Below are 19,721 nucleotides of genomic sequence, written 5' to 3' on the forward strand. Positions count from 1 at the left end.
ATAGTGAGATTCCATTATACTTTTCAAAAAGTTGTGGACTTGAAAGCCAATGAAAAAACACAGGCAGAGTGGTTGCTCTCAAGCGCACTCGGAGAACTGCAGGCCCAGGAGAAAAGTCTTGAAGACTTGATTCAGCAACGCCGTGAGCTAATGCAGTCACTTCAGCAAGCCGCTGAACAAAAAACGCCCTTGTCTAAACTACGAGAAATGCAGGATTATGTGGATTACCTGGATCACTGTATAGCCCGGAAGCATTCAGATATCAGCCGTGCGCATGTTGAAGTACAGCATAAGCAGGACCACCTCAGCACGAAGGTTCTGGATGAAAAGGTGTGGCTTAAGGCCAAAGACAAAGCACAGACCGCTTTTCAGCAGAACATGACTTTACGGGAACAAAACGAACTGGATGAGATGGCTACCGTCCGCTTCGCGATGAAATCCCTCTAACCCAGGAGGTTTCCGCTAGTGGCTAAAAATGAAATGGAATTTGATAATGAAGGGTCAGCCAGTAAATTTGAACGGTTTTTATTTTTAATGATACCGATTATTTTTACACTTGTGCTGCTTGGAGTGCTGTTGACCTTGTTCAATATGGATATCCGCCAAGATGTGCTTTCGATTGCAAACAAGATCCCCTTTGTGGAGAAGTGGGTTCCTGATCCTGAGCCAACGACTAAAGATGGCGCAGAAACGGATCCGCAGAAGCAATTGAAAGAGCAGGCAACGAGCTCGGCAACTACGATTAAGGAATTGAAAAGTCAGTTAGCAGCACAGGCGGAGCAGCTCAAGAAGGCTAATGGAGACAAGACGGATCAAGTTGCAAAGACAGAAGCGCTGCAAAAACAGATTGACAGCATGAAAGAAGAAGCTGCGGCTGCGAAAGCAAGCACAGGCCAATCAGAAGATCCCTATGTAAAGCAGGTGACTGAGCTGGCGAAGCTCTATGCAGGGATGAAAGCATCAAAAGCTGCTCCAATTATGGAGAATTTAACTACGGATGAAATGGTGCAAATCTTCAGTGTCATGAATAATGCGAGCAAAACGGCGATTTTAGAAAAAATGGATCCCAAAAAAGCAGCGGATGTATCCGTGAAGCTAAAGGAAACCACGAATTCAACCGATATGGCTATTGCAGCCCTTCAATCCAGACTGAAGCAGGATGCGGCTGCTACAACGACGGCCAAAACAACAGCGAACCTGGATAAAGAAAAACTAAGCCAGACCTTTACTACAATGCCTGCTGCAGATGCTGCTTCCCTTCTTTCGTCAATGTATACCATTAGTCCTGATAAAGTGATCACAATTCTTAATACGGTCAGTGACAGCGTCCGATCCTCCATTCTTGGGGAGATGGCTAAGAAAAATAGTACTCAGACCGCTAAGGTTGTTAACCGGTTGATGGGCGGCAAATAATCCATTTGAGAGGAGGTGAAAAAGAATGAGTTTAGTAGTTCAATCAATGAGTGGTGGTAATACTGCTGCGACTAGCGGAACACCAACAGCTGCAAACGCGGGGACTGCGGCTTCAAGTGGGACCACACCAGTTCTGCCTTTTGCCCAGACTCTTGTTCAGAGCATGGGTGGAGCACAGACCAAAGGAACGTCAGTGCCCGCAGCTTTGGGGAATTTGGCTTCCTTGCTGCAAGGGCTTATGAACGCCGTGAAAGCAGCTGGTGAAGAAAAAGGTACAGATGATACTGCGAATAGTACCGGGCAGATGCATGTGCTTGCAGAGGATATAGAGAAGCTGGATGACAGCATCAGCAGTGATCCTTCTTTGATGGCAGCGCTGCAAGGATGGTTGCTTCAGGTATCGGCTTTGTTGTCTGGCAGTACTCCTACAAATGGAAATGTCGATGCCGAAGCTGAGAACAGCTCTACAGTAGCGTTATCCCCATTAGCACAGAACCCGGAAACTTTGCGGTTTGCCGTTCAAGATGAGCTTAACAGCCTTGTTAACCTTATTCAGCAATCTGCTGCTGGGGGGGATGGGAAATTAGCCTCTGAGGGTATTGCAATGTTGAACAATTTCACAGCAATCCTGGCAGAAACGCAGGTTCCAGATGTAAAAGGTAAGACGGTTAAAACAGAAGTCAGCACAGAAACCTCACCGGTGGTTTTGACACCATTATCCGAAACGGAATCCAAAGCTGATCTAAAAGCGAAAGCTCCTGCTTCTTCAGATCTTCGTACAATTCAAACAGCTACGGTTAAGACTGATAATGCTACAACTGCTACCCCTGCAATAACGGTAACGGAGGATGCTGTTACAGATCTCACTGCAACACCACTTGCCAAAACAACTGTAACCTCAGAAGCTTCTAAGAATGGGGTAATTGCAGAATCGATTCCAGTCGTAAAGCCAGCTGAAGAAAATAATGAAGTCGTCACTGCAGGACAATTATCCTTACGGGGTGGAATTACCGCACCACTTAAGGCAGAAGCACCACCTGTTCCGGTCCACCAGTTCGCACAAGAGATGACTTCGTTTATTACTGGTAAACTGGAAATTGTTAAAAAGGGTGGGGTGGCTGAGGCTTCGATTACGTTGTTTCCGGAGAATCTTGGACAAGTCGATGTAAAGATCACTATGCAAAACGGCCATTTGGTAGCCCAGTTCTTAACGCAACATACAGGTGCCAAAGATATGTTGGAACAACAGATGAGCCAGCTGAGATCAGCCCTTCAGTCTCAAGGGCTTCAAGTCGAGAAGCTGGAGGTCACTCAGAACAACACACCTTTGCAGTCTCAGTATAATGGTAGTCATCAGGGTCGTGGCACCGGTTCTGGTGGTCAGCAGCAGGAGAGACGTTCCAAGGAACGCACAGAGGAAATAGGAGATGCCGTACTTGCAGCAGAGCTGAACGGTGAATGGAAAGAATGGGTTGCAAACACACAACAGGAAAACCGCTCAGAGGGCGGAGGTTTCTCAGCCAAGGCATAACTTAAGACAAGCGAGGTGAAAAAAATGGCATCATCAACTAATCCTATTTCAACAAAGGATCAATGGAATTATCAAGTACCTGACAGCTCGAAAAAAACTACCGGTAATTCAACACTCGGCAAGGACCAGTTCCTGAAGATACTCATTACGCAGCTTCAGAACCAGGACCCTATGCAGCCGATGGAGGATAAGGAATTTATTGCCCAGATGGCCCAATTCTCGTCTGTAGAACAGCTAATGAATATTTCAACACAAATGACGGCGATGAATCAGTCTCTTGGTGCGGTGTCTGGTCTAATTGGCAAGGATATCACCTGGACGGATGCAACGACGGAACAGCCGAAATCAGGCAATGTAGAGTCAATAGTAGTCAGCAGTGGCGTACAGTACGCTGTTGTAGGCAAAGACAGAGTTGCATTAACTGACGTAACGCAGATTAAGAATCCTGTAACGCCAGTGGAGAATGCGGCTGACAATACCGGTTCTGCGGATGGCGGGGCGACTTCATGAGCGACAGACTTACAATAGGCCAGCTATATCCAGCCAATGTGCACCCGACAACACTACAGCGACCAGCAAATGCTAAGAACACTGTAAATTCAGACGTTTCATTTGAAAGTGTGCTGCAGAAGAATATGCTGAAGTTCAGCAATCATGCAGCCAAACGATTGGAACAAAGAGGAATAGAGCTTGGCAGCCGCCAATTGGATCAAATCTCGTCCGCAGTCGATAAGGCAGCCGCCAAAGGCAGCAAAGAATCACTGATATTAATGAAAGATATGGCTTTAATAGTCAGTGTGGCGAACCGAACAGTAGTGACTGCTATGGATGGTAGTTCCATGAAGGACAATGTATTCACACAAATTGATAGTGCAGTTATCATTTCTTGAACCGGCCGGTCCTTACTGGAGAGCCGGAATGACCGCTGACCGACTGACGCGGCCATAGCTCAAAACAAATTTAATACAAATACGGAGTCTAAGAACTCCATTATCCGGGAGGAATTCAATAATGTTAAGATCAATGTACTCAGGGGTTTCAGGAATGCGCGGTTTCCAGACAAAGCTTGATGTTATCGGCAATAACATTGCAAATGTAAACACCATTGGCTTCAAATCAGGCCGTGTGATGTTCAAAGACATCATGAGCCAGACGGTATCCGGAGTAACAGCACCTGTTGATGGAGGTCAGGGTGGTGTGAATGCCAAGCAAATCGGGCTTGGAGTTAGTATTGGTTCTATTGACACCATGCACTTAGCGGGTAGTGCTATGACTACCAATAATCCAACAGACCTTCGTCTTGATGGTGATGGATTTTTCCTCGTCAATCTTTCTGATGCACAGACAACACCATTTCTCACACGTGCCGGTGACTTCCACATGGATGCCAACCGCAACCTGTTAACCTCGGACGGATTGCATGTGCTTGATTCTGGCGGACAAGCTATCCAGCTAGGTGAAGACGTTACTGCTTTCACAATCGGTTCTGACGGTACAATTATGCAGACAATGGCAGATGGTACTACTCAAGCGGGTGTGCAAATTGGCGTAGCAAAAGTAAGTAATCCTCAAGGTCTTGAGAAAATTGGCGGCAACTTGTATCGTATGACGATGAATGCCAATGCTGATGGAGAACTTACCCCAACTACTGCGAACAATGCTGAAGCGGGGACGGGAGCCATTGTATCCGGCCAACTGGAAATGTCCAATGTGGATCTAACCAGTGAGTTTACGGAAATGATTGTTTCCCAGCGCGGGTTCCAGGCCAACTCCCGCATTATCACGACCTCCGACGAAGTGTTGCAGGAAGTCGTGAACCTCAAGCGTTAATTTGAAAGGCCATAATCAAAAACTTGGTGTACAATAGTAACGTTTCGCCTTCTGGTGCAAAGGTTATTGCGAAGTCGTGGGGGAGGAACTCCTCCCCCTATTTTTTGTTAGGAGGCCTGTTATGATTTCGGTAACCAGATTGAATGGAACACCTATGTTTTTAAATGCTTTGTTGGTAGAAATGGTAGAAGAAAGTCCAGATACGTATATTACGCTCGTAACTGGAAAAAGGCTGATCGTGCTGGAAAAGGCCGATGAAGTCATCCGTAAGATCCGAGAGTATAACAGGGACATTGGCACATATGCTGCCACCATTAAAGTCCAGTCAATGGAGGAGCTTTCATGAAAAAGATGCTGCCGTGGCTCATTACAATTTTATTAGCAATAACTCTTATCGTAGTAGCTGCATTTTTACTTATGGATAAGATCTTTCCGAGTAATTCGAACGACGTGAATACGGCAGTTCAGAAGGTTGAGACCAAAAAACTCAGCGCTGATGAGATCGTCGAATTGACTTCACAAATCACCGATATCAAAACTAATCTTGCCGATCCCGATTATATCCTTTCAGTAGACATCGCATTCCAGCTGGATACAGCGAAGTCCAAGGAAGAATTCGAAAAGATAAAAGATATTAAAATCACGCCGCTAATTATCAAGGCGATTGCCGATACCAAGCCTGAGGAACTAAATGGGGCAAGCGGCAAAGATCAATTCAGCAGCAAGCTGGTGAATATAATAAATAAGAATTTGACCGAAGGCACTATAACCCAGATCGAATTCACTAAATTCATTTTGGCTTCCATGTAGCTGCTGAAGGATTATTCTTTGATGGGGGGGTGATTGAATTGGTTGATGTACTATCACAAAACGAAATTGATGCTCTGCTTGCCGCTCTTTCATCCGGTGAAATGGATGCTGACGAACTTAAAAAGGAAGAAACCCAGAAAAAAATACGCTCTTATGATTTCAAACGGGCTGTACGTTTTTCAAAAGACCATATCCGAAGCTTAACCCGGATACACGATAACTTTGCCCGCTATCTTACAACCTACTTTTCGGCCCAATTGCGCACCTTCGTACAGATCAATGTCGTTCAAGTAGAGCAGCTCCCTTATGATGAGTTTATCCGCTCCATTCCGAAAATGACGATCTTAAATATTTTTGAAGCTGAACCGCTTGAAGGCCGGATGGTAATGGAAGTGCATCCGAATATAGCCTTTGCCATGCTGGATAGACTGCTGGGAGGCTTTGGTACGGCACCTTCCAAGATCAATGCTTTAACTGAGATTGAAACCACTATAATGGAGAGGATTTTCAGCAGATGTTTTGAAAGTCTGCAGGAAGCCTGGAAGACAGTGCTTGATATTAATCCCCGCATGGAGGCTTTGGAGACAAATCCTCAATTCATGCAAATCGTATCGCCCAATGAGACCATTGCACTTATTTCCTTAAGTACCAAAATTGGCGATACAACTGGGATGATCAACCTGTGTATACCTCACGTTGTTCTTGAACCTATCATGTCCAGACTGTCGGTACACCAATGGTTTGTTTCAGAAAAAAAGGCGCGTGATGAAGTTGAGCTTGAGGCAATCCGGGCGAGAGTTCATAGAGCGCAGCTGCCGATTGTGGCAGAGTTGGGTGAATCGAGTCTATCCATTGCTGAATTTCTCGGGCTCAGCGTCGGCGACGTGATTTCTCTCAACAGGACTGTGGATTCAGGACTGTCAATCAAGGTGGGGGACAAGCTGAAATTCATCGGAAGTCCTGGGATGATTAAAGAGCGTGTAGCTGTGCAAATAGACGAGATAGTCAGCGAAGGAGTTGAAGATTTTGACGAGTAAAGATTATTTGTCCCAAGAAGAAATAGATGCTCTGCTCAGACAGTCTGCAGAAGGATCGCTAGCTCCCTCGACGAAGACGGTGGATGATTACTTGACACCCTTTGAACAGGACGCACTGGGAGAGATCGGGAATATCACATTCGGGAGTGCAGCTACAGCGCTGTCTACCCTTCTGGGCAAGAAAGTAGATATCACTACTCCTGAAGTATCCATTATCACCCGTGGCGAGTTCGAAGAGGCTTTTCCAAAACCTCATGTTGCAGTACATGTACAATATGTAGATGGTTTTCAGGGTATCAATTCATTGGTCATTAAAATCAGGGATGCACAGGTTATTGCTGATCTGATGCTTGGTGGAGAAGGGGATCCAAAGGATGAAGAGCTGAATGAAATTCACATCAGTGCCGTTCAGGAAGCGATGAACCAAATGATGGGTTCATCGGCTACATCCATGTCTACTATCTTCAATCGCTTCGTGAATATTTCGCCTCCGGGTATCGACATTTTGAATATGTCCAGCGGAGAAGGCGTAGGCAGTCTTCCAGATGATGAGACACTTATTCAGATTTCATTCCGGCTCAAGATTGGGGATTTGATTGATTCCACCATTATGCAGCTGCTTCCGGTGCAATTCGCCAAAGATATGGTGACTATGCTTCTGGGGGATGTGTCGCAATCGGATCAGGAGACGGCAGCAACAGCGGTAGAAGCGCCACCTAAGCCTGCAGCAGCGCCAGAACCTCCGGTAGCGCCACCGGTACAGCAAACCCCTCCAGTGCAGCCTGGAGCAGTTCCACCGCCATATCCACCTCAGGGTATGCCGCCATATCCGGGAATGCCGGAGGGAGGGTATTATTATCCTCCAGCAGGAATGCCAGCTTATGGGATGCCGCCTTATGGAATGCCACCTCAAGGTATGCCATACCAGCAGGCTCCACCCCAGCAGCAGGCTCCTAACCGTAATGTAAATGTACAACCGGTGCAGTTTGCCAACTTAAGCAACGGCGCCTTTGGTAATATTGATGAAAATAATTTAAATTTATTGATGGACATACCACTGAGAGTAACCGTAGAATTAGGAAGGACCCAGAAGCAGATCAAAGATATTCTGGAAATGTCGCAAGGCTCAATCATTGAGTTGGACAAACTTGCCGGTGAACCTGTAGACATCCTGGTTAACAACAAGCTTATTGCCAAAGGGGAAGTCGTAGTTATCGACGAAAACTTCGGAGTTCGCGTTACGGATATCGTCAGCCAGTGGGACCGAATTCAAAAATTACAATAAAGCATACTTAGGGAGGATTTTGTAAAAATGGCTAACCGAATTCTAATCGTGGACGATGCAGCATTTATGAGAATGATGATCCGTGACATTTTGTCGAAAAACGGATTTGAGGTTGTGGGCGAAGCCCAGGACGGGTCGCAGGCTATTGAAAAATTCAAGGAACTGCGTCCCGATTTGATCACGATGGATATCACCATGCCTGAAATGGACGGAATTGCCGCCCTTAAAGAAATCAAAAAAGTAGATGCCAATGCCAAAGTCATCATGTGTTCTGCCATGGGTCAGCAGGCTATGGTTATTGATGCAATTCAAGCGGGTGCCAAGGACTTTATTGTAAAGCCTTTCCAGGCAGACCGTGTTATTGAAGCGATTAACAAAACACTGGGTGTGTAATAAGAAATCATGCCAGTCACTGTAGAGCCGCATCTGGGAACAGGTAACAATCTGCTGAATCTTTTAAATGTTATTTTTGTCCTTGCGGTAATTGTTGTGCTCATAGTGCTGCTTATCCGTTTTCTGGGACGCCGCAATCAGACTCTGATGAGTGGGCGTTCCATCCGTACATTAGGCGCTTTGGGTCTTGGACCTAACAAGTCCATACAAATTATTGAGCTTGGAGGCAGCCTCTATCTGATCGGAGTCGGTGAGAATATATCCATGATGGATAAAATCACCGACCCGGCTGAGGTAGCTTTGATCATTTCGGCATTTGAGGATCAAACTTCAGGACAGAATAACTTTCTTGCGCCAATCGTGGCCAAGATAAGAGCCAAGTTCCGTGGAGAAGTACCCTCACAGGAAATTGAACTTAGTGAAACATCCTCTTTTTACGAGACACTGCAATCCAAACTTGCGCTGGCACCTGAACGTAAGGGGAAAATGGAAGAGCTGCTTCGTGATGATGTGCTCAAGGATGAGTCGAGGGATTTATGAAAAAAAAGCTAATGTTTTCATTTTTGCTGCTCGCTGTATTCAGCGTTATGTTCCTGCACACTATTCATGCCGATCCTATACCTAATATTAGTATTCAGGTCGGTGATAATCAGGGGTCAACCGGTGGTACGAGTTCTATATCGATTTTGCTGCTCACTACGGTTCTGAGTGTTGCTCCTGCTTTTCTTATCCTGATGACCAGCTTTACTCGGATTGTCATTGTTCTGGGCTTTGTCAGAACATCACTCGGTACACAGCAGATGCCTCCCAACCAGGTGCTTGTGGGATTGGCGTTGTTCTTAACGCTATTTATCATGTCACCGACACTTGCAACGGTAAATGAGACGGCACTGCAGCCGTACATGAAGGGAACAATTACCCAGTCCGAGGCGCTTAACAAAGCAGCAGATCCAATGAAGGAGTTCATGTTCAAGCAGACCAACACCAAAGATTTGTTGTTATTCATGAATTATACCGGCAATAAAGCTTCGGTTAAGCCTGCGACATACAGCGACATCCCATTGACGGTGATCGTACCTGCCTTTGCCATCGGAGAGATGAAAAAAGCTTTTACCATGGGATTTATGATTTTCATACCTTTTTTAATTATAGATATTGTGGTAGCCAGCACCCTGATGGCTATGGGGATGATGATGCTGCCTCCGGTAATGATTTCATTACCATTCAAAATAATGCTCTTTGTACTGGTAGACGGGTGGTACTTAGTCGTTAAATCACTACTGTTAAGTTTTAACACCTGAGATGCAAGAGGAGGCATAAGGGATGAATGCGGACTTTATTATCGGTCTAGCCGGCCAAGCCGTATATTTGGTGCTCGAAACCAGTGCTCCCATGCTGATTCTTGGTCTGGTGGTAGGACTGATTGTCAGTATTTTTCAAGCAACAACGCAAATTCAGGAGCAGACCTTGGCGTTTGTTCCCAAAATTGTTGCTGTGCTGCTTGCTCTGCTCTTGTTTGGACCGTGGATTATCACGAAACTGGTGGATTTCACCAGTCAAATTTTGGGCAATCTCAATATGTACATCGGTTAATTAGATGAGTATGGAGATCTTGCTACAGAGTTTTCCCGTCTTTCTGTTGATTTTTTGTCGAATTTCCGCTTTTTTTGTTGTAGTACCGGTATTTTCTTCGCAAAGTGTGCCAGCCACCTTCAAAATTGGGATTTCCTTTTTTGTAGCTTTGGTTGTCTTCAGCTCAGGAGGAACAGGAATTACCGTACCGCAGGATCTCACTTATATCTTGTTAATTGCCCGGGAAGTTTTAATCGGATTATTGCTGGGTTTTATTGGGTATTTGATGTTTATGGCGATTCAAACCGCCGGTTCATTCATTGATATTCAGATTGGATTCGGGATTGCGAATGTTATTGATCCTATGACTGGAGCGTCCGCACCGATTATCGGTAACTTCAAGTATATGATTGCCCTGCTGATGTTCCTCAGTATGAATGGTCATCACTACTTGTTGGATGCGATCGTATATAGTTACAAATGGGTACCGATAGATAATGATCTGTTCATAAAAATGATAGATGGTAGTCTTTCGGAATTTTTTGTCCGTACATTTGCACAATCCTTTATTTTGGCTTTTCAAATGTCAGCACCATTAGTAACGGCATTATTTCTTACGGATGTGGGGCTGGCATTTCTGGCTAGAACCGCACCACAATATAATGTATTCGTCATCGGGGTGCCACTCAAAATTATTGTTGGCCTTGCGCTGCTTCTTATTCTGATGCCGGGTCTGGCTATGCTGTTCCAGAATCTCTTCGACATTATGTTTGAGTCCATGCACAATCTGCTGGGCCTGATAGGGAAGAGTCCTTAGGTGGCTGTAAGGGGGAGAGTTATGCCGAAGACGAGACGTTATAGGCTTAATCTTCAGCATTTTGGGGGAGACAAGACGGAAAAAGCTACCCCGAAAAAACGGCAGGACGCCCGTAAAAAGGGTCAGGTAGCCAAAAGTGCGGAACTGTCTGGTGCTGTTGTGCTTTTATCTGCATTGCTAACTCTGTCTTTGTTTGGCGGCTTCATGAAAGAACGGTTCATCACACTGTACACAGATGTTTTTCAGAACCGGATGATGATGGAAGTGACTCCGGAAAATGTATCAGAGATGTTCAATCACTATGGCATTCAGATCTTGATTTTATTAGCTCCTTTGTTGGGTATTACCTTTGTGCTGGCCCTGGTGGCAAATTTGGCGCAGGTTGGTTTTATGGCAACGGGGGAAGGGATTACACCCAAATTCAGCAAAATCAATCCGATAAAAGGTTTCAAGAATATTTTCTCCATGCGTTCCTTTGTGGAGTTTTTGAAATCAATTTTCAAACTTATGCTGATTGCTTATCTGGTCTACAGCACACTTTGGGGACAAAAGGAGAGCTTCGCCGCATTGTCTCATGTCAATGCCGAAGGAGTTTATCATTTCGCTGCCAAACTCGTAATGAGCCTTGGCATCAAAATTGGAGCGGCTCTGTTAATCATGGCGGCTCTTGATTATATCTACCAGAAATATGAGCACGAAAAAAGTCTTAAGATGTCCAAGCAGGATATCAAGGATGAATACAAAAAAATGGAAGGCGATCCCATCATCAAAGGCAAGATCAGGGAGCGCCAGCGAAGAATGGCTATGCAGCGCATGATGCAAGAAGTACCCAAAGCGGATGTTATTATTACCAATCCTACGCACTTTGCAGTCGCTTTGAAATACGACGGTTCTAAAATGGAAGCTCCACAGATTATTGCTAAAGGCCAGGATTATGTAGCGCTTCGAATACGTGAATTGGCCAAAGAGCATGGTGTTATGACTATGGAGAACAAACCGCTCGCGCGGGCGTTGTTTCAAAGAGCGGAGATTGGTGATGTAGTTCCTGCAGACCTGTTCCAGGCGGTTGCGGAAGTACTCGCTTATGTATACAAGCTTAAAGGTAAAAGGAGATAAGTCGGGGGAGGTTCACGGACATTGAAAGCTAGAGATCTAACAGTTCTACTGGGTGTTATCGGTATTGTGCTTATGATGATTCTGCCCATCCCGGCTTGGCTTCTGGATGTTCTGCTAATTATCAATATATCAATTGCCTTAACCATCATCTTAGTAGCAATGAACACAAAGGATCCGCTGCAGTTCTCGATTTTCCCCTCGCTGCTGTTGATCACAACACTATTCCGGCTTGCGCTGAACATTTCTACGACCAAACTGATTCTTTCCAGTGGTCATGCAGGTGAGGTAGTAGCCACGTTCGGAAGTTGGATTGCCCGGGGACAAATTGCAATAGGCTTTGTTGTCTTCCTTATTCTGGTAGTAGTTCAGTTCATAGTTATTACTAAGGGTTCAGAACGGGTTGCTGAGGTAGGCGCCCGCTTTACACTCGATGCAATGCCCGGTAAACAGATGAGTATCGATGCTGATTTGAATGCAGGGATGATTAATGAACAGCAAGCCCGGGAACGCAGACGTAATGTTGAACGTGAAGCGGACTTCTTCGGGGCAATGGATGGTGCGAGCAAATTCGTTAAGGGTGATGCTATCGCCAGTATAATTATCCTGCTGATCAACCTGATCGGCGGGTTTATTATCGGAGTATCTATTCACGGGCTTCCCTTTAAGGATGCACTGTCGACATACTCTGTACTTACGATCGGGGATGGTCTGGTCAGCCAGATTCCCGCACTGCTTATCTCTACTGCATCCGGTCTGATTGTTACCCGCGCGGCCTCTGAAGGCAATCTGGCGGAGGATTTGACGGGTCAGCTCCTGTCCTACCCTAAGCTTTTGTACATTGTTGCTGTAACCATTGCTTTTCTGGGATTCTTCACACCTATTACCGTGATGTCTACACTGCCGCTGGCTGGTTTAATGGGGTATGCGGCCTATAGTATGAGCCAAAAAGCCAACCGCAAGCAAATTGCAGAAGAACAGCTGGTTGAAGAAAAACAGATAGAGGAAGTACGCAGTCCGGAAAGTGTAATCAACTTACTGACTGTAGATCCGATTGAATTTGAGTTTGGATACGGACTCATTCCTCTGGCAGATACAGGACAAGGCGGCGATTTGCTTGACCGGATTATCATGATCAGACGGCAATGTGCCTTAGAGATGGGTCTGGTTGTTCCTGTAATTCGCATTCGCGACAATATTCAACTAAAACCGAATGAATATGTTATAAAAATTAAAGGAAATAACGTTGGCGGTGGTGAATTATTACTTAATCACTATCTGGCTATGAGTCCTGGGTATGATGATGAGTCGATTCATGGCATCGAGACAGTGGAACCGTCATTTGGTTTACCAGCTTTGTGGATTGACGAGTCTGTCAAGGAAAGAGCTGAATTATCGGGATATACGGTAGTTGATCCCCCTTCTGTAGTGGCTACTCATTTGACTGAGCTTATCAAACGTTATGGGCACGAACTGCTTGGACGACAGGAGACCAAACAACTGGTCGACAATCTCCGCGAGAATTATCCAGTACTTGTGGATGAGTTGATTCCTTCTGTTTTGGCTATTGGGGATGTACAAAAGGTGCTAGGCAAGCTACTGCGTGAGAAAATATCCATCCGCGATTTGGTTACTATTTTCGAAACATTAGCAGATTATGGCACCTATACCAAAGATCCTGATATTCTGACAGAGTATGTCCGTCAATCGCTGTCCAGACAAATTACCCAACAATTCTCGCAGGCTGGGGAGACGTTGCGGGTCATCACAGTCGGACCCAATCTGGAAAAGAAAATTTCGGAAAGTGTGCAGCAGACGGAACAGGGTAGCTATCTTGCGCTGGATCCAGTCTCGACACAAACAGTGTACCAGCGCCTCACAGAACAAATTAACCGTCTTCTTCAGTCCGGGCAACAGCCTATCGTGCTCACTTCGCCAACGATTCGGATGTATTTGCGTCAAGTGATTGAACGGACAATGCAGGACATTCCAGTGTTATCTTACAGTGAACTGGAGCCTAATATTGAAATTCAAAGCGTTGGGGTGGTGAATTTATGAGAGTGAAGCGTTATGTGGTCGATACGATGCCTGACGCCATGCATTCCATCCGCACCGAGCTGGGAAGTGACGCCGTCATCCTTAGCACCAAAGAGGTCAAAGTTGGCGGTTTCATGGGAATGTTCAAAAAGAAAAAAATCGAGGTTGTCGCGGCTGTTGAGGATACCCAAAAGCCGGGTGGTTCTGTGAAAAAAACGGCAACTCCCCAGAGCATTCCGCGTAGCGCAGTTCCCCAAGCATATCAGAAAGCCGCTGCAGCTTCTTCTGCAGTAGCAGCAGGTGGTGCAAATGAATCTGTGGCTTTGGCATCCTCCTCGGCGAACGAGGCAGCGGCGAAACGGGCATTTGCCGAGATCGCCGCTGCCTTGTCTGATGCATCAGAGAATAGAGGGGCTGTAGCAGTATTGCCTGCCATTGATGAAGAAGTGGATGAAATCTTCATTGAACCTCAATCTGCTTTGCCTAATAACAATTATCCCGGCATGTCATCTATAGATGAGGCAAGGGGTAAGAATAATGTTCCAGCAGCATCAACTGGCTTGGAGGGTGATGTGCTCAAGGAAATCCGCGATATGAAACAGTGGATGGAGCGGATTGCCCGGTATTCTTCAGGCGCTGTTGAGCTTCCAGAACAGTTGGAACAACTGAGGGATCATCTGATTGAACAGGAGACAGATGTCGTTCTGGTAGATGAGTGGATCAGTAATATTTTTGAGCAATGGAGTGAAGAAGGCCGTACTTGGCTTCCGCAACAGTTTGCTGAAATGCTTGAAACTCAAGTCGAAGGATTTTTGTCCGGACGCATTGCAAATGGAATTGCACCTGATACACGGATTGTCTATATTGCCGGACCTACGGGTGTGGGAAAGACAACTACGATCGCCAAGTTAGCTGCAGAGCAGCTTTTCAAGCAAGGGCGTAAGGTAGGGTTAATAACCTCCGATACGTATCGTATTTCGGCAGTTGAACAGCTTCGTACTTATGCGGCGATATTGAATATGCCTCTTGAAGTTGTCCAGTCACCGGGTGATCTCCAGAGAGCATTGTTCCGTTTAGAAGGCTGCGATCTGGTATTAATGGATACTGCAGGCCGGAATTACCGTAACGAGATGCTGGTTGCAGAACTTCAGAGCCTGTTGGCCAGGGAGCTTAAAAGTGAAACTTTCCTGGTGCTCAGTCTTACATCCAAAAGCCGTGATATGAAGAAAATTGCCGAGCATTTCGGCCGCTATCAGCTGGATAAAGTCATCTTTACCAAGCTTGATGAGACTGGGACCTTCGGCCCGCTTTTCAATGTTTTGAATGATTTTCCGCTTAAGCTTTCATATATTACCAACGGTCAGAATGTTCCTGATGATCTGCTGTTGGCTACCAAAGAGCAGATCAGCGGGATGATTTTGGGAACAGGAGGCGTATGATGGATCAGGCGCAATCCCTGAGACAGCTTGTGTCCAGCCAGGAGCCCAAACGTTCATCCGGTAGAGGAACATCAGCCCGGATTATCACCGTCTGTAGTGGAAAGGGTGGTGTCGGGAAATCGAATTTCACCTTAAACTTCGCGCTTGCACTTAAAGCGATGGGCAAGAGAGTGCTATTGTTCGATGCCGATATTGGTATGGCCAACATTGATGTGCTTATGGGGGTGTCAGCCAGATATAATCTCTATCATTTACTGAAAAGAGAAGCGGACATCAGCCAGATCATTCAGAAAGGCCCCAGCGGGCTTCCTTTTATCGCAGGTGGTTCGGGAATGGATGAGCTTTTTTCGCTCTCCGAAGGCGATCTTAGCTATTTTACAGATCAGATTGCCGGGATTGCAGACTCGATGGATTTTATCCTGTTTGATACTGGAGCCGGACTGTCTAAAGAGACGATGAAATTCATCACCTCAGCAGATGACTGTCTAGTGGTGACTACACCTGAGCCTACTGCAATAACTGATGCTTATGCACTGATTAAGGTAGTGAATAACTCTTATCCTGATGTTTCATTTAAGCTGATAGTCAATCAGGCAGGGGATGAGAAAGAGGCAACCGGAACCAGCGATAAAATTCGCATGGCAGCCAGTCGCTTTTTGCAGCTAGAGATTACTTTTCTTGGATTTATCAGCAGTGATACCCATGTGGTACAGGCAGTGAAGAAGCAAATTCCATTCTCAGTGGCTTTTCCGAACAGTGCGGCAGCCAAAGATGTACACCGGCTTGCGCTAAGCTATTTGGCCGCAGATTCGGCAGACACCACTAAAGTACAAGGCATCAAGGGATTTATCAGCAGGTGGTTGAAGCGAAAACATTAATTGTTCTGAATTTGAGGAACAGAGGTGGAAATGGGTATGAAGCCATATCGAGTTTTGGTTGTTGATGATTCTGCGTTTATGCGCAAAATTATTTCTGATCTGATTGAAAATGACGCTAACTTTCAGGTAGCGGCTACGGCTGCTAACGGCCGTGAAGCCATTGACAAAGTAAATGAGCTTTCTCCGGATCTTGTAACCATGGATGTTGAAATGCCGGAGATGAACGGCCTGGAGGCGCTGAAAATAATTATGGCACAGCGTCCGTTGCCGGTAATTATGCTCTCTGGCATCAATGAAGAGGGGATGAAGGAAACCATTCTGGCTTTGGAATGGGGGGCATTTGATTTTATACGCAAACCGTCCATTTCCAACTCTCAGGACATTATCTCTGTGGGAGTAGCGCTCAGGGAGCAAATGAATGAGGCTATGCTTGCCCGTAAGCAACGTGAGGCCAGAGCTTCTTCATATAAGGCGCCCGAGTTACCAGCTACAGATGTGCCTTCCGTACCTGAGTCGACGCAGAGTCCTGCCAAACGGATAATGGAGCCGATCAAGAAGCTCCCGGATCCTGCAAGTAAATTAGTGGAGAAACCCAAAGTAAAGCCGGAAATGAACCTTGCACCAGATAAGAGCAAAAGCAAAAGTTCACCCGGAAGAACAGCTCCAGAGAGTGGTTCTCCGCAATCCGGGGCCAAATCGGCTGCACTTCCTAAACCGGCAACTGAACCATTTAGAAACCGTTCCAAGGAGGAAGCCAAACCGTTAATACCGGATTCAAAAACGTTACCTCAAACTTCAACCGGTGCCAGGAATGACCCTCCTTCCGTTGCCGGGGACCGCAAGTCCTCGTCTACAGGTTTGAGTAAGCTGGTTGCCGTTGGTTGTTCCACAGGAGGACCAAGAGCCTTAAAAGAGTTCCTCGAAAATATTCCTGCTGATTTCCCAGCACCGATTGTTATTGTGCAGCATATGCCGCCCAATTTCACCAAGTCGCTGGCACAGAGGCTCAATACGTTCAGCCCTCTTGAAGTATCAGAGGCAGAACAGGGTATGATTCTTCGTAAGGGGGCGGCATATATTGCTCCGGGCGGTTATCATATGAGGGTTGTTCCGGCAGCAGGAGGTCAGTATTCGATTGATCTGACTCTGGGGGAAGCCCGTAATGGCCATCGTCCTTCAGTGGATACACTCTTCGAATCCATACTCCCTTATACCTCACTGGAGCGGCATGCAGTGATTATGACAGGGATGGGTAGCGATGGTGCCAAAATGATGAAATCTCTTTATGATTCGGGTGTAACTTCCACCTTTGCTGAGAGCGAAGAAACCTGTGTGGTTTACGGTATGCCGCGTTCCGCTGTGGAGTTGCATTGTGTTAGACATATCCTGCCGTTGCAAGAAATTGCTCCAAGGCTGGTACAAGCCGTTAGATAACGGAAAAGTGAACTTGAAGGGGAGGTGCTCGTTAGTGGACATGAACCAGTATTTATCCATGTTTATTGATGAGTCAAATGATCATCTGCAGTCATTGAACGAAAGTATGATGGGGCTTGAAGCAAATCCTGAAGACCTGAGCATTGTGCAGGTCATTTTCCGCTCAGCACATACTTTAAAGGGTATGGCAGCTACAATGGGCTTTGAAGATTTGGCTTCACTTACACACCAAATGGAAAATGTTCTGGATTTAGTGCGCAATAACAAGCTGCGGATGCAGGATTTCATTTTTGACACGCTGTTCAAGAGTCTGGACGCCCTTGAATCCATGGTTGAGGATATTACGGGTGGTGGAGCAGGCAAAGCCGATGTATCGGCTATTGTTGCTTCACTGCAGGCAATTGTCCGCGGTGAGATTCCGACTGCTGCAGGTGCTGCGTCTGAAACTACAGCGGCAGCGGCTCCAAAGGCTGCAGACGCCCCCGTATTCCTTGATGAGTTTCAATACTCGGTCCTGGAGCAGTCGCTCCAGGAAGGCCACAAGGTGCTGTACGTTGATGTCGCAATCCGTAAGGACTGCCAGCTCAAAGCAGTACGGGCATATATGGTCTTTGATCTTCTCGAGCGTTCGGGCGAGGTGGTCAAATCCTTCCCTTCGGTTCAGGATATAGAGCAGGAGAAATTCGAACATAGTTTTTCGCTCTATTACATAACCCAGAAGGAAGCAAGTGAAATTCAGGCGATGATCCTGAATCTTTCTGAGATCGACAAGGTCACTGCGGTTGCACTTGATCAAGAATCACTGCGTCAAATGGGTCAGGAAACGGTGGCAGCTACTTCAGAAGCACCTGCACCTGTCAAAGCATCAGAACCTGCCGGGGGCAATGGAAATGCATCTCCGGCAGCTGCTGCACATGCCAAAGAAGAAAGTAAAGCCGCTCCAGCGAGAACTGGAGGAGCGCCTTCAAGGACTATCCGTGTAGACATTGAACGCCTTGATGTATTGATGAATCTGTTCAGCGAACTTTTGATTGACCGTGTTCGGCTAGAACAGCTTGCTTCAGAAGTCCAGAACGGAGACCTGACAGAAACGGTCGAACACATGGGCAGAGTCAGTGGTGATCTTCAAAACATTGTTATGAAGTTGCGCATGGTTCCTGTTGATACCGTATTTAACCGTTTTCCGCGCATGGTTCGGGATCTGGCCAAATCATTGGATAAAAAAATCGATTTGGTGGTTACCGGGGCCGAGACGGAATTGGACCGCACAGTTATTGATGAGATTGGTGATCCTCTGGTACACTTGCTGCGAAATGCTGTTGACCACGGTGTTGAAGGAATACAGGAACGTCTTGCTGCCGGTAAGTCCGATACAGGAACAGTTAACCTACGGGCATTTCACAGCGGCAACCATGTATTTATCGAAATCGAAGATGACGGCGCTGGAATCAATCCGCAAAAGATTTTGCAGTCAGCGATAAAAAAAGGCATTCTTACCCAAGAACAAGCATCAAATTATTCCGATGATGAGGCAATACAGCTCTTGTTCGCTCCGGGATTCAGTACCGCAGAGGTTATCTCCGATGTGTCAGGCCGCGGTGTGGGACTGGATGTGGTCAAATCAAAAATCACCTCATTGGGCGGGAATGTGGTAATTTACTCCACGCAAGGTAAAGGTACTAACTTCTCTGTTCAGCTTCCACTGACCTTATCCATTATCGCAGCTATGCTTGTGCGTTTGGGTTCAGAGAAATATGCAATTCCGCTCTCATCCATTGTAGAAACTGGCATTGTGAAGCAGTCCCAGATCCGGACAATTCATGGTAACAAAATGCTGGAATTCCGCAATAGCCATATTCCGCTGGTTTCGCTCAGCAAGATCTTCTCTATACCGGATTATGATGAAAGCACGGAAGAGGAGACTGAAATCGTGGTGATTCGCAAGGGAGAACGACTAGTTGCCCTCGCGGTTCAAGATTTTATTGGGCAAAACGAAATTGTGATCAAGAATCTGGGCAAGTATTTGCCGGAGGTTCAAGGCATTTCAGGTGCTACTATTCTCGGTGACGGACAAGTCGCACTCATTATCGATCCGAATGCTTTTATTAAATAATTTAGGATAGAACAGGGAG

The 19,721-nt window shown here is 46.2% G+C and carries 21 protein-coding genes; all 21 read left to right on the forward strand.

Annotated elements, in window-relative coordinates; translation table 11 throughout:
* The first annotated feature begins 3 nt into the window (after positions 1–3).
* Entirely contained in the window at positions 4–447 is a 444-nt protein-coding gene (gene fliJ, locus A3849_RS05455; RefSeq protein WP_074088097.1) for a flagellar export protein FliJ, read from the forward strand.
* 18 nt (positions 448–465) lie between these two features.
* A complete protein-coding gene (locus A3849_RS05460; RefSeq protein WP_256700660.1) occupies positions 466–1,413 on the forward strand; it encodes a MotE family protein in 948 nt (315 codons plus the stop codon).
* 25 nt (positions 1,414–1,438) lie between these two features.
* Positions 1,439–2,944, forward strand: a complete 1,506-nt coding sequence (locus tag A3849_RS05465; protein ID WP_074110507.1) for a flagellar hook-length control protein FliK — start codon at positions 1,439–1,441, stop codon at positions 2,942–2,944.
* 24 nt (positions 2,945–2,968) lie between these two features.
* Positions 2,969–3,454 carry a flagellar hook assembly protein FlgD gene (gene flgD / locus A3849_RS05470; RefSeq protein WP_074110508.1) on the forward strand — a complete coding sequence of 162 codons (486 nt, stop codon included), beginning with the start codon at positions 2,969–2,971 and terminating at the stop codon, positions 3,452–3,454.
* Positions 3,451–3,834, forward strand: a complete 384-nt coding sequence (locus A3849_RS05475) for a TIGR02530 family flagellar biosynthesis protein (RefSeq protein WP_074110509.1) — start codon at positions 3,451–3,453, stop codon at positions 3,832–3,834. The genes flgD and A3849_RS05475 overlap by 4 nt, the downstream gene beginning before the upstream one ends.
* Before the next feature lie 121 nt (positions 3,835–3,955).
* The gene (gene flgG, locus A3849_RS05480; protein WP_074110510.1) at positions 3,956–4,774 is read left to right on the forward strand and encodes a flagellar basal body rod protein FlgG; all 819 of its coding nucleotides are present in this window, start codon (positions 3,956–3,958) and stop codon (positions 4,772–4,774) included.
* Positions 4,775–4,895: 121 nt separating this feature from the next.
* Positions 4,896–5,120, forward strand: coding sequence for a flagellar FlbD family protein (locus A3849_RS05485; RefSeq protein WP_074088105.1), 225 nt, complete (start codon positions 4,896–4,898; stop codon positions 5,118–5,120).
* Positions 5,117–5,584 (forward strand): flagellar basal body-associated FliL family protein, encoded by a 468-nt coding sequence (locus tag A3849_RS05490; RefSeq protein ID WP_074110511.1) that lies wholly within the window; start codon positions 5,117–5,119, stop codon positions 5,582–5,584. The genes A3849_RS05485 and A3849_RS05490 overlap by 4 nt, the downstream gene beginning before the upstream one ends.
* A 38-nt stretch (positions 5,585–5,622) precedes the next feature.
* Positions 5,623–6,621: a flagellar motor switch protein FliM gene (fliM, locus tag A3849_RS05495; protein WP_074088109.1), complete on the forward strand. Its 999-nt coding sequence runs from the start codon at positions 5,623–5,625 to the stop codon at positions 6,619–6,621.
* Complete coding sequence (gene fliY, locus A3849_RS05500) at positions 6,611–7,906, forward strand: flagellar motor switch phosphatase FliY (RefSeq protein ID WP_074110512.1); 1,296 nt, start codon at positions 6,611–6,613, stop codon at positions 7,904–7,906. Before fliM ends, fliY begins: the two co-directional genes overlap by 11 nt.
* A gap of 27 nt (positions 7,907–7,933) precedes the next feature.
* A complete protein-coding gene (locus A3849_RS05505) occupies positions 7,934–8,299 on the forward strand; it encodes a response regulator (RefSeq protein ID WP_019910416.1) in 366 nt (121 codons plus the stop codon).
* A gap of 9 nt (positions 8,300–8,308) precedes the next feature.
* Complete coding sequence (locus tag A3849_RS05510) at positions 8,309–8,839, forward strand: flagellar biosynthetic protein FliO (RefSeq protein ID WP_074110513.1); 531 nt, start codon at positions 8,309–8,311, stop codon at positions 8,837–8,839.
* Positions 8,836–9,600: a flagellar type III secretion system pore protein FliP gene (gene fliP / locus A3849_RS05515; RefSeq protein WP_074110514.1), complete on the forward strand. Its 765-nt coding sequence runs from the start codon at positions 8,836–8,838 to the stop codon at positions 9,598–9,600. Before A3849_RS05510 ends, fliP begins: the two co-directional genes overlap by 4 nt.
* A 22-nt stretch (positions 9,601–9,622) precedes the next feature.
* Positions 9,623–9,892, forward strand: coding sequence for a flagellar biosynthesis protein FliQ (gene fliQ / locus A3849_RS05520; protein ID WP_074088117.1), 270 nt, complete (start codon positions 9,623–9,625; stop codon positions 9,890–9,892).
* 10 nt (positions 9,893–9,902) lie between these two features.
* Entirely contained in the window at positions 9,903–10,688 is a 786-nt protein-coding gene (gene fliR / locus A3849_RS05525) for a flagellar biosynthetic protein FliR (protein ID WP_074110515.1), read from the forward strand.
* 21 nt (positions 10,689–10,709) lie between these two features.
* Positions 10,710–11,804: a flagellar biosynthesis protein FlhB gene (flhB, locus tag A3849_RS05530; protein ID WP_074110516.1), complete on the forward strand. Its 1,095-nt coding sequence runs from the start codon at positions 10,710–10,712 to the stop codon at positions 11,802–11,804.
* Positions 11,805–11,825: 21 nt separating this feature from the next.
* Complete coding sequence (gene flhA / locus A3849_RS05535) at positions 11,826–13,859, forward strand: flagellar biosynthesis protein FlhA (RefSeq protein ID WP_074088122.1); 2,034 nt, start codon at positions 11,826–11,828, stop codon at positions 13,857–13,859.
* Positions 13,856–15,277, forward strand: a complete 1,422-nt coding sequence (flhF, locus tag A3849_RS05540) for a flagellar biosynthesis GTPase FlhF (protein ID WP_074110517.1) — start codon at positions 13,856–13,858, stop codon at positions 15,275–15,277. The genes flhA and flhF overlap by 4 nt, the downstream gene beginning before the upstream one ends.
* A complete protein-coding gene (locus tag A3849_RS05545) occupies positions 15,274–16,155 on the forward strand; it encodes a MinD/ParA family protein (protein ID WP_074110518.1) in 882 nt (293 codons plus the stop codon). The genes flhF and A3849_RS05545 overlap by 4 nt, the downstream gene beginning before the upstream one ends.
* Before the next feature lie 36 nt (positions 16,156–16,191).
* The gene (locus A3849_RS05550; protein ID WP_074110519.1) at positions 16,192–17,589 is read left to right on the forward strand and encodes a protein-glutamate methylesterase/protein-glutamine glutaminase; all 1,398 of its coding nucleotides are present in this window, start codon (positions 16,192–16,194) and stop codon (positions 17,587–17,589) included.
* Between the two features lie 34 nt (positions 17,590–17,623).
* Complete coding sequence (locus A3849_RS05555; RefSeq protein WP_074110520.1) at positions 17,624–19,702, forward strand: chemotaxis protein CheA; 2,079 nt, start codon at positions 17,624–17,626, stop codon at positions 19,700–19,702.
* Positions 19,703–19,721 lie beyond the last annotated feature (19 nt).

The organism is Paenibacillus sp. P46E, from assembly GCF_001909095.1.
GTDB classification, from domain to species: Bacteria; Bacillota; Bacilli; order Paenibacillales; family Paenibacillaceae; genus Paenibacillus_AQ; species Paenibacillus_AQ helianthi.